8 protein-coding genes and 1 pseudogene are annotated in these 8,737 nt (G+C 67.9%); 8 read left to right on the forward strand and 1 reads right to left on the reverse strand.

Translation table 11 applies throughout. The annotated features are described in order from the left end of the window. Positions 1-200: 200 nt before the first annotated feature. From MU521_RS04005 to MU521_RS04040, 8 genes are all read left to right on the forward strand, one after another. Entirely contained in the window at positions 201-2,441 is a 2,241-nt protein-coding gene (locus MU521_RS04005; protein WP_092690057.1) for a type II/IV secretion system ATPase subunit, read from the forward strand. Beyond that, the gene (locus MU521_RS04010; protein ID WP_092690060.1) at positions 2,428-4,359 is read left to right on the forward strand and encodes a type II secretion system F family protein; all 1,932 of its coding nucleotides are present in this window, start codon (positions 2,428-2,430) and stop codon (positions 4,357-4,359) included. Before MU521_RS04005 ends, MU521_RS04010 begins: the two co-directional genes overlap by 14 nt. After that, a complete protein-coding gene (locus MU521_RS04015; RefSeq protein WP_092690062.1) occupies positions 4,356-5,072 on the forward strand; it encodes a DUF7289 family protein in 717 nt (238 codons plus the stop codon). The genes MU521_RS04010 and MU521_RS04015 overlap by 4 nt, the downstream gene beginning before the upstream one ends. After that, on the forward strand, positions 5,069-5,536 hold the full coding sequence (locus MU521_RS04020) for a DUF7266 family protein (RefSeq protein ID WP_092690064.1): 468 nt from the start codon (positions 5,069-5,071) through the stop codon (positions 5,534-5,536). Before MU521_RS04015 ends, MU521_RS04020 begins: the two co-directional genes overlap by 4 nt. Next, on the forward strand, positions 5,533-6,207 hold the full coding sequence (locus MU521_RS04025) for a DUF7263 family protein (protein WP_092690067.1): 675 nt from the start codon (positions 5,533-5,535) through the stop codon (positions 6,205-6,207). The genes MU521_RS04020 and MU521_RS04025 overlap by 4 nt, the downstream gene beginning before the upstream one ends. Next, on the forward strand, positions 6,197-6,607 hold the full coding sequence (locus MU521_RS04030; protein WP_092690069.1) for a DUF7262 family protein: 411 nt from the start codon (positions 6,197-6,199) through the stop codon (positions 6,605-6,607). The genes MU521_RS04025 and MU521_RS04030 overlap by 11 nt, the downstream gene beginning before the upstream one ends. Continuing rightward, positions 6,604-7,146, forward strand: coding sequence for a DUF7261 family protein (locus tag MU521_RS04035; protein WP_092690072.1), 543 nt, complete (start codon positions 6,604-6,606; stop codon positions 7,144-7,146). The genes MU521_RS04030 and MU521_RS04035 overlap by 4 nt, the downstream gene beginning before the upstream one ends. 170 nt (positions 7,147-7,316) lie before the next feature. Further along, positions 7,317-7,679, forward strand: coding sequence for an Ig-like domain-containing protein (locus MU521_RS04040; protein WP_092690074.1), 363 nt, complete (start codon positions 7,317-7,319; stop codon positions 7,677-7,679). 92 nt (positions 7,680-7,771) lie between these two features. On the opposite strand, the pseudogene MU521_RS04045 reads toward MU521_RS04040, so the two are convergent. Next, positions 7,772-8,614, reverse strand: a pseudogene (locus tag MU521_RS04045) (RNA-guided endonuclease TnpB family protein); the annotation flags it as partial. Between the last annotated feature and the right edge of the window lie 123 nt (positions 8,615-8,737).

The raw sequence follows: 8,737 nt of genomic DNA on the forward strand, positions 1-8,737 counted from the left end.
ATACGCCGCGGGGATCGGTTCGGATCGTTCTCTTTCGATCCACGAGGAGTCATCAGAGAGTGGGTACACAGGACGCTTCGACGGACCCCAGTTCTGGAGGGGTCCCCGGGTCACTCGCAGAGCCAGTCGGTACGAGAGAGGGCCAATCCGGACACCGGCCGTCCGTAATTTTAAGTCAGAAAACGCGACCAAGCCGGCATATGAGCCAACGGGTTGGGGAGCAGGTGCCAGCGCCGGTCCCGCCGGACGATCCAGACGCCTGGTACGCGCCCGACGTGTGCGACCAGCGGGAGGTGCATCCCGGGGTGGTCGCGACGATCCGCGAGCGCCCGGACGGGTTCGGCTACGAGGTCCGGGAGCCGAGTATGACACCCGCCGAACGGAGCGACTTCGGCCGCGTGCGCGACCACTTCGCGGACGCCGGCTTCGCCCGGCCGCTCACCCGCGAGGGGGCCATCGAGTCGATGCAACGGGGCTTCGCGCCGAAGTCCCGCCGCGTGATCGGCCGGCTGACCGACTGCACGCCCGCCGGTCGCCGTCGCCTGGACTACCACACGCTCGCCGAGTTGCGCTGTCTGGAAGAACTGACACCCTACGCGCTGGACGAGCGCATCGACGTGGCCGACGCAGCGGAGGATCGGCTGGTCGTCCACACCGAGGACTACGCGCCCGCCATCACGGAACTCCCAGCCGATCCCGACCACCTCGAACGGTTCGCCAGCGACCGGCTCGAACGCCACACCGTCACCTTCCACGGGTTCGAGATCCCCGTCGTCGTCTACCGAGAGAACGTGCTGGGCAACGATCCGTTCACCACCAAGTACGCGGTGCAGGAACCCGACCTCCTGCCGGGCGACGAACAACTCATCGAGGACTGCAAGGAGCGCATCTGGGAGACCAGTACCGACGGGCTCGTCGAGGACGCCGCCGCGTTCGTCGCCGAACGCGCCCGGGAGCTGCTCTCCCGACAGCTGACCGCCCGGAACACCCGCGCGTGGTTCGACGCCCTCTCCTACCGGGTCCGAACGGCCCTGGCCGAGTACGACCTGGCCGTTCCGCCGGTCGACCGCCGGTTCGCCGACGACCGGCTGTCGGATCTCGTCTACTACGTCCTGCGCGATTACGTCGGCCACGGCAAACTCACCATCCCGATCCGCGATCCGACGCTCGAGGACATCGAGGCCAACAGAGTGGGCGAGCGCGTCAAGGTCGTCCCGCGTGCGGACGTGGGGCACAACGAGCGCATCCCGACCAACCTGACCTTCGAGGACGAGAAGACGTTCGTCAACGTCGTCACGCAACTGGCCGCGGCCGACGGGACGGAATTGAACGCCAGCACGCCCAGTGCGAAGGTGAACCTCCAGCCCGAGGGCGTCGAGGAGACGATCCGGTGTGCGGTGGCGCTCCCGACGATCAGCGAGGACGGCCCCCACATCTCGATCCGCAAGCAGGCCCCCGACGTGATGACACCCGTGGACCTCCTCCAGCGCAACAGCGTCTCGACGGAACTGGTCGCCCTGCTGTGGTTGCTGTACGAACACCGCGGCGTCGTCCTCTTCTCGGGCCCGACCGGTGTCGGGAAGACGACGCTGATGAACGCCCACATGCCCTTCGTCCGGTACGACGATCGACCGATCAGCATCGACGAAGGGTCCCGCGAGGTGGAGTTGCCCCACGAGACCGGCGTCTCGCTCACCACCCGCGACCACGAGAGCGAGTACAAGCGCGTCACGATGTCGGACCTCATGACCGAAGCTAACTACCTCAATCCCGACATCGAGGTGATCGCCGAGATCAACACGCCTGCTTCCTTCGAAACCTTCGCCGAGAGCCTGAATACCGGCCACGGCATCATCGGGACGACCCACGCCGAGGACGTGCGGACGCTAGTCAACCGGATCGTCGAGCAGGGACTCCCGCCGTACCTGCTGAAGGAACTCGATCTGGTCGTCTTCCCCCGCCATATCGACGGCGACCGCTACGTCGGCCGGGTCGTCGAACTGCTGGACGAGTCGGCGTTCCGTGAGCTGGACCGCGAGGCCGACGCCTGTGGCACGATCCGCAAGGACGGGACGACGATCTACTACAACACCGTCGTCGAGCGGGGCCACGACGGCGAGTTCCGACTGGCCTACGACCACCCCCAGCTGGGCGACGACGAGCGGGCGATGGAGACACGTGTGTTCGACCGCCTCGCCGAGCGAACCGACAGACCAGTCGACGCCGTCGAGGACGAGTTCCACCGGAAACACCGGTACGTGGAGTACCTCGAACGCGAGGGCGTCACCGACTTCGAGGACCTGTTCGAGTTCCTCGCCGACCTGTGGACCGACGAGGCGGCCACGGTGGAACGAGCGAGCCGATCCGTCGCTGACCGCGACGGCAACGGCTACGAACCGGACATCGAGATGGAACTCGGAGGGGCCGATGGCGACGACTGACCGGGACACGGTGACCAGTCCCGCATCCGGGACCCGATCGCTCTCCGTCCTCGACCGTGGGCTGTATGCACTCTTTTCGCGCCATGCCGACCGGGCGCGACACGAACCCGACCGGAAGCGCTACCGGGCCGCGAACCTCCCGACCGGGTTCGACGTGTACCTCGCGCGGGTCTACGGCGTCTCCTGGGTCGTGCTGGTCGCGCTCGCGGTGCTGACCGGGACAGTCACCGCCGCCCTGCCTTCGGCGCTGATCGACAGTATCGTCGGCTTCCTGGGGTCGGGGCTCCCGGTCGTCAACCGGATCGGCCTCCCCGCGATTCCCCGACTGTACGTCGCGCTCGGGATCGGACTGGCGGCCGGGCTGGTCGGCAAGCGAGTCACCGTCTGGACCGGCGGGCTCTACCTCCGGTGGGTCGCCAGCGCACGCCGGTCGAGCATCGAGCGCACTCTTCCGGGGGCGGTCCGGTACCTGCGGGTCCTCGCGACGGGGAGTAGCGACCAGCGCACGATGTTGCGAACCGTCGCCGACCAGGACGCCTACGGCGAGACGGCGGTCGCCTTCCGGACAGCGCTGAACAAGGCCGAGTTGACCGGCAGCGTCGACGAGGGCCTGGAGATGGTCGCTCGTGACACCCCCTCCACGGACCTGCTCGCGCCCTTCCTGCTGAAGTTCCGGGAACACGCCAATCAGGGCGGGGACGCGCTGGCGAACTACCTCCAGCTGGAGGGGCGGATGCTCTCGAACCGGGAGGCACGCGCCCGCGAGCGGACCAGCGGCTTCCTCGAACTCCTCTCCGAACTGTTCGTCGTCCTCCTGGTCCTCCCCGCGCTGTTCGTCCTCATCCTGACGGTGATGAGCGTCCTCGCGCCCGGGCTGTCCGAACCGGTCGCGACGCCCGTCGGACCGGTGGCGACCAGGACGGTCCTCGTCTACGGGAGCGGCGCGTTCGTCCTCGCGGTCGGTGCCGGCTCGGCGCTACTCGTGGAATCGCTCCGGCCGGCCGAACACTCCACGAGCCGGTACGGCCTGCCCGACGGCGTCCTCGCCCTGCTGGAGAGCGTGCCGACGAACCCCGCCAGCGCGGCCGTCGTGACCACCCCACTGGCCGGGGCGATCACCGTCTTGCTGTGGACCTGGAGCTATCGCCCCCTGAACGCAGTTCTGTTGGGATACGTTGCGTTCGGGCTCCCGGTCGGGCTCGTCGCCGTCCGGCGAGCGCGCATCGACGACGCGAAGGATCGGGAGATCAAGGACTTCGTTCACGCCGTGTCGGGGCACGTCAGCCTCGGCCGGCCGTTCCCCGACGCGGTCGAGCGAGTCGCCCGCGAGGTCGACCTCGGCGCGCTCCAGAACGACGTGGACGACCTGGCGTTCACGATGAACCTGACGACCGGCGGCGACCGGAACGGGGACAGGACGGACGTACAGGCGGCCGCGCTCGCTCGATTCGTCGAGCAAGTCGGGACGCCGATGGCCGAACAGACCATCGGACTCGTGACCGGCGCACTCGACGCCGGCAGCGACTCCGAGGACGTGTTCGAGACGCTCCAGACCGAGATCGGGCGACTCTACCACGCCCGCAAGCAGTTGCGCTCCTCACTGCTGGTGTACGTCGCGGTCGGCTGGACGACGGCCCTCCTGGTCGTGGCGATCATGGTCGCAGTCAACGGCTACGTCCTCGACGGGTTCACCCAGCTATCCTCGGTTGCCGGATCGAGTGCAGGGCTGGCGATCAGTCCGGACGCCATCGACCCGGCGCGGGACCGCTGGCGGTTCTACGTCGTCACGCAGGCGACGATGCTGGCGTGTGGCTGGTTCGCCGGCACCGCCTCGCGCGGTCGCTACGAGGCGCTGCTCCACTCGGCGGCGCTGGTCGGCGTCGCCTACGTCGTCTTCACGGGGGCGGGGATGGTATGACCCGCGCTCAGTCGAACGTCGTCGGCGTCGCCCTCCTGCTGGGCATCGCGGTCATCTCGATGGCCGCGCTCACGGCCGCCGTCGGGGCGCTGGTCCAGCACAACGCGGCCAGCGCCGACGCCGCTCGGGTGGCGACCGCACTCGACGACGCACTCGAGCCCGTCGAGACGACCGGCCAGCACAGCGACACCGTCCGGTTCACCAGCGGCCACCTCTCGACCGTCGACCGTGAGATCAGAATCCTCGACGCCTCGGGCGTCCGCGCCACCGTCGAAGTCGGCGGACTCGTCTTCGAGGCCCGTGATCGCCGCGTTTCCTACGTGGGCGACGCCATCGTCCGGCGGTCCGGCGGGAGCGCGTGGCTCCACGACGGGCCACCGATCACCGCCACAGCCGGTGGCGACGTGTTCGTCGCGAGCGTCGCGCGGCTCAACGCGAGCGCCGGTGGCGTCGGCGGCACCGGGGAGACCACGGCTACCGTTCGCACTCGCGTCAGGCACAACCGGACCGCACTGGGAACGGGCACGTTCGGAATCGCCATCGAGACGGCCACGCCGGGACCGCTCGAACGCTGGTTCCGCGAGCGCGGCGCGACGGTCTCACGCCGGGACTTCGACGGTGACGGAACGGAGAGCGTCGTCGGACGCTTTCCGGGGAGCCGGACGGGATATCTCGTCGTCCACGACATGCACGCGGAGGTGAACGGCGGATGATCGAAACGTTTCGACGGGACGACAGAGCCTTCAGCACCGTCGTCGAGAAGATACTGGCCATCGGGCTGGTGACGCTGTTCGTTAGCCTCGTCTCGGTCACTGTCTACGGCGGTGTCGTCCCCGACGCCCGGACGGCCGCGGGCGAGCAGCTGAGCGAGCGGACGCTGGCGACGGCCGCCGAGCGAGTCCAGCAGGCCGTCCCACCGAACGCGACAGCCGCAGACATACGGGTGCGGGTCGACCTGCCACCGACGATCCGGGGCGCTGGCTACGAGATCCGCGCCGAGAACCGGTCGCTCGTCCTCGACCACCCGCGGGACCGGCTCGACCAACGAGCGCGACTCGCGCTTCCCGACTCGGTCGTTCGGGTCGAGGGACGCTGGGGCAGCGGCGAGGCGACAGTCGTCCGCGTTCGTCGCGTGGACGCGGGATTGGTCGTTCGACTGGAAACGGGGGTGCCATGAGGGCCCAGACGAACCTCCCGGCGCTCGCCGTCGCCCTGCTGGTGTTGACGACGACCGCCGGGCTCGGCATGGCGCTGGCCGACGGTGCGTTCGCCAGTGCCGAACGCGACGCCGACGAACGGCGGGTCGCAATCGCGCTGTCGGAGCGGCTGGTCGGTCCCACGGGGCCGCTGACGACACGGGCGAACGTGCTGAACGCGACGGCGGTCGGGAATGTCACCTTGGCTCAGCTCCGGGCACAGTATCCCGTTGTCGGCGACCGTGCCGTCCGCGTCCGGCTCGACGACCGCACACTCGTCGAGACCGGGACGCCCGACGGCGGCACGACGATTCGGCGGATCGTCCTCGTCCGGACGACCCAGACTCGGAGCTACGAGCCCACCCTCGACATCGGGAACACGACGACGATCCCGCGCCGGACCGACCGCGTTCGCCTGACGCTCGATCCGCCACCGCGGACCGCCATTCACACCGTCCGTGCGAACGGCCGAGTCGTCCGCCACAACGCGTCGGGACTCCGCGGGACGCTCGCCGCCGATCTGTCACGGTTCGAGACCACCCAGTTGGCGTTCTCGGCCAATCGGACGCTCTCGACCGGCGACGTGCGCGTGGCGTACTTCCCGGCCCGGGAGACGAAGGCGATCTTGGAGGTGACCGTAGATGCGGGGTGATCGCGGTCAGCTCTCGCTGTCGCTGATCGAGGCAGGTGTCGGCGTCGTCTTCCTGCTGACAGTGGCGATGGGGTTCGCGCTCGGTGTCCCACAACCCGACACGCGGGAACCGCAACTCGACGTGTACGCCGAGGACGCCGCGACGGTCCTGCGAGGTGAAGCGCCGCGCCACCAGGGGACGACCCGGCTCGCCGAGGTCGTCGCGTCGCCGTCGAGTTTCGAGCGGGAGCGAGCGGCGCTGGACCGCCGGGTCGAGCGCATCCTCCCGGACAACCTCATGTACCGCGTCGAGACGCCACACGGTGCGGTCGGGTTCGAGAAACCCGCCGGCGCTCCAGTGGGGCGGGCGACCGTCACGACGGTCAACGGCGGCGTGACGATCTGGGTGTGGTACGCGTGACTGGGGCCGAGCCGACGAGACGACGGGACGGCGAGCGCGGCCAACTCGTCCTCGCCGCGGCCGCAGTCCTCGTGGTCGCGCTCGCGCCGGTCGTCCTCGCCTATCTTCAGCTCGGCTACCACGCCGACGTGGCGGCCAGCACGGAGTACGACGCCCCCATCGCGAACGCCGAGCGACTGCTGGAGCGAGCCGTCCACGAGGCCGGGACGAACGCGACCGGTCGACCGTGGAGCGAGCGCGAGGAGACTATCAGCGTGGTCCACAATCGACTCGACCCACATCTGTCGACGCTCGCGACCGCCCGCATCGAATCCGGGACGGCCTACGGAACGACCTACAACCAGTCGGCTGCCGAAGACTGGGCGACCGACCGCTGTCCGGACGGTCCGAACCGCGATTTCGGCGACTGCGTGGCCGAAGATGGCGTCGTGGCGCAGGAACGGGTCGGCGAGACACACGTCCTCGCGGTCGCACTGGACGTGACGGTGGCGACCGAGCGCGGCGAGCGACGGGTGACGCTGGTCGTCGAGTCGAGCTAGCGAACGGGCGCGCGGTTCTCGGTGCCGGCCGTCGACACGACCTTCCGACAGCGAGAGCCCGCTGTCAGTTCGATCACCGCGTCTCACTGCCCACCTGACGGGACAGGATGGTTTTCAGAGTCAGAAACACCGAGGTCCATTTTTAGTGGTCTGACCCCCTTTTGCTGAGTATGCCGCCCGAATCCCCCCTCCAACGCCGATCCGAAGCAGCCGAACCGGTTGGCGACGAACGGTTGCTCGTTTCCGACGAGACCCTCGTCCTTCGGAACTACGACAGCGAGACGACTCACGAAGTCACCGTCGAGTTTCACAACGCCGACGACGAAATCGCGTTCCAGCGGACCTGCACCCTCACCCCACAGGCGGTCACGAGCATCCGGACGCGACTCCCGCGTGCGGTCTACCGTGTCGACGTTCGGATCGACGGTGCCGACAGCGCCAGCGCCGACTGTCTGGTCGGGAGCGCGCCGTCCGAGACCGCGCTGGTCGAAGTCGGGAACGGACTCGTGAGTGTCGCAGAGGGCGTCTACTGACGCTCGCGGTGCGGGCGCGTTCGTGCTCGACTTCCGGCCATTGACATCCTCCCACGGCTGAAGCCGTGGGATTCCTCCGGTGGGGATGCTAGCTACGCCGCACCCACGGAGGCAAGTTTCCCGTTGCCGGTACTCCGGGTTGTGCGCTCCTCGTTGGGACTTGCCCTCTCGGGAGAGTGTGGCATCTCCGACCAACAGTGGTCGTCCCACTTGAGGCGCACGGGCCGTGCCATCGACCCGACTTCTTTGCCAGCCTGCTGTTCGAGGAACGTGCGAGACGCACACAGGTCGGCGTGGGCTTCGTGACCGCATAGACACCGGAACACGTCGCCGTCCCGATCTGTATCATCCTGCTCGCCACACACAGGGCAGGTCCGGGTTGTGTTGGCTTCTGAGCGCACTTCGACCGTGATGCCGTATTCCTCGGCGGTGTGTGACAGTCGCTCGATGAACGCCCGAAACGCCCAAAACTGGTGGGTTTTCTCGTTCACCTCGGCGCACCAGTGCGTCGAGAGTACGTCAGTAAGGTCGCCCACGTACACCGTTGCGACCCCCTCGGCGTAGAGTCGTTCCATCAGATCCCGAACCAGCGCGTCCTGTGCGTGGTCGCGCCGTCGCGTCCGTTTGCGATACAGCCGCCGTATCCGGTGACTGCTGTATCGTCCCTCGCGGAGTTTGGACTGCAAGCGGGCGATTTCCTCGGTCGTCTCGCGGAACCGGGCGAACAGGTCCCGGCCTTCGTAGAGGTACTGTTGGCCAGTCGTGGTGGTACAGGCGACGAGATTGTTTGCGCCCACGTCCAGCGCGGCTTCTTCCGAAGCCAATGGTGAATTCCGAAAACGCGAAGCGTTTTCGACTTCAGGAAAATCTTCGATTTTCCGTGAATCCTGTCGAGAATCGGGCAGGGTGACAGGCTGAAAGGCCCTGAACGCATTCGTCTTTAGCTAAGACTCACACCTCGGTTGTGTAGCGGTAGCGAGCGTCTCCTGTAAGATCGGTCGTTGCTGGTGAATCTTCTGAGCGTCCTCGATCAGCCGCTCCAGCAACGGCGGTGGCGA

Source organism: Halorientalis regularis (assembly GCF_023698535.1).
Classification (GTDB): Archaea; Halobacteriota; Halobacteria; order Halobacteriales; family Haloarculaceae; genus Halorientalis; species Halorientalis regularis.

What these genes read in the sequence shown, in the direction of transcription:
- MU521_RS04005 (WP_092690057.1), top strand. Translation starts at nt 201, where the DNA reads ATGAGCCAACGGGTTGGGGAGCAGGTGCCAGCGCCGGTCCCGCCGGAC.
- MU521_RS04010 (WP_092690060.1), top strand. Translation starts at nt 2,428, where the DNA reads ATGGCGACGACTGACCGGGACACGGTGACCAGTCCCGCATCCGGGACC.
- MU521_RS04015 (WP_092690062.1), top strand. Translation starts at nt 4,356, where the DNA reads ATGACCCGCGCTCAGTCGAACGTCGTCGGCGTCGCCCTCCTGCTGGGC.
- MU521_RS04020 (WP_092690064.1), top strand. Translation starts at nt 5,069, where the DNA reads ATGATCGAAACGTTTCGACGGGACGACAGAGCCTTCAGCACCGTCGTC.
- MU521_RS04025 (WP_092690067.1), top strand. Translation starts at nt 5,533, where the DNA reads ATGAGGGCCCAGACGAACCTCCCGGCGCTCGCCGTCGCCCTGCTGGTG.
- MU521_RS04030 (WP_092690069.1), top strand. Translation starts at nt 6,197, where the DNA reads ATGCGGGGTGATCGCGGTCAGCTCTCGCTGTCGCTGATCGAGGCAGGT.
- MU521_RS04040 (WP_092690074.1), top strand. Translation starts at nt 7,317, where the DNA reads ATGCCGCCCGAATCCCCCCTCCAACGCCGATCCGAAGCAGCCGAACCG.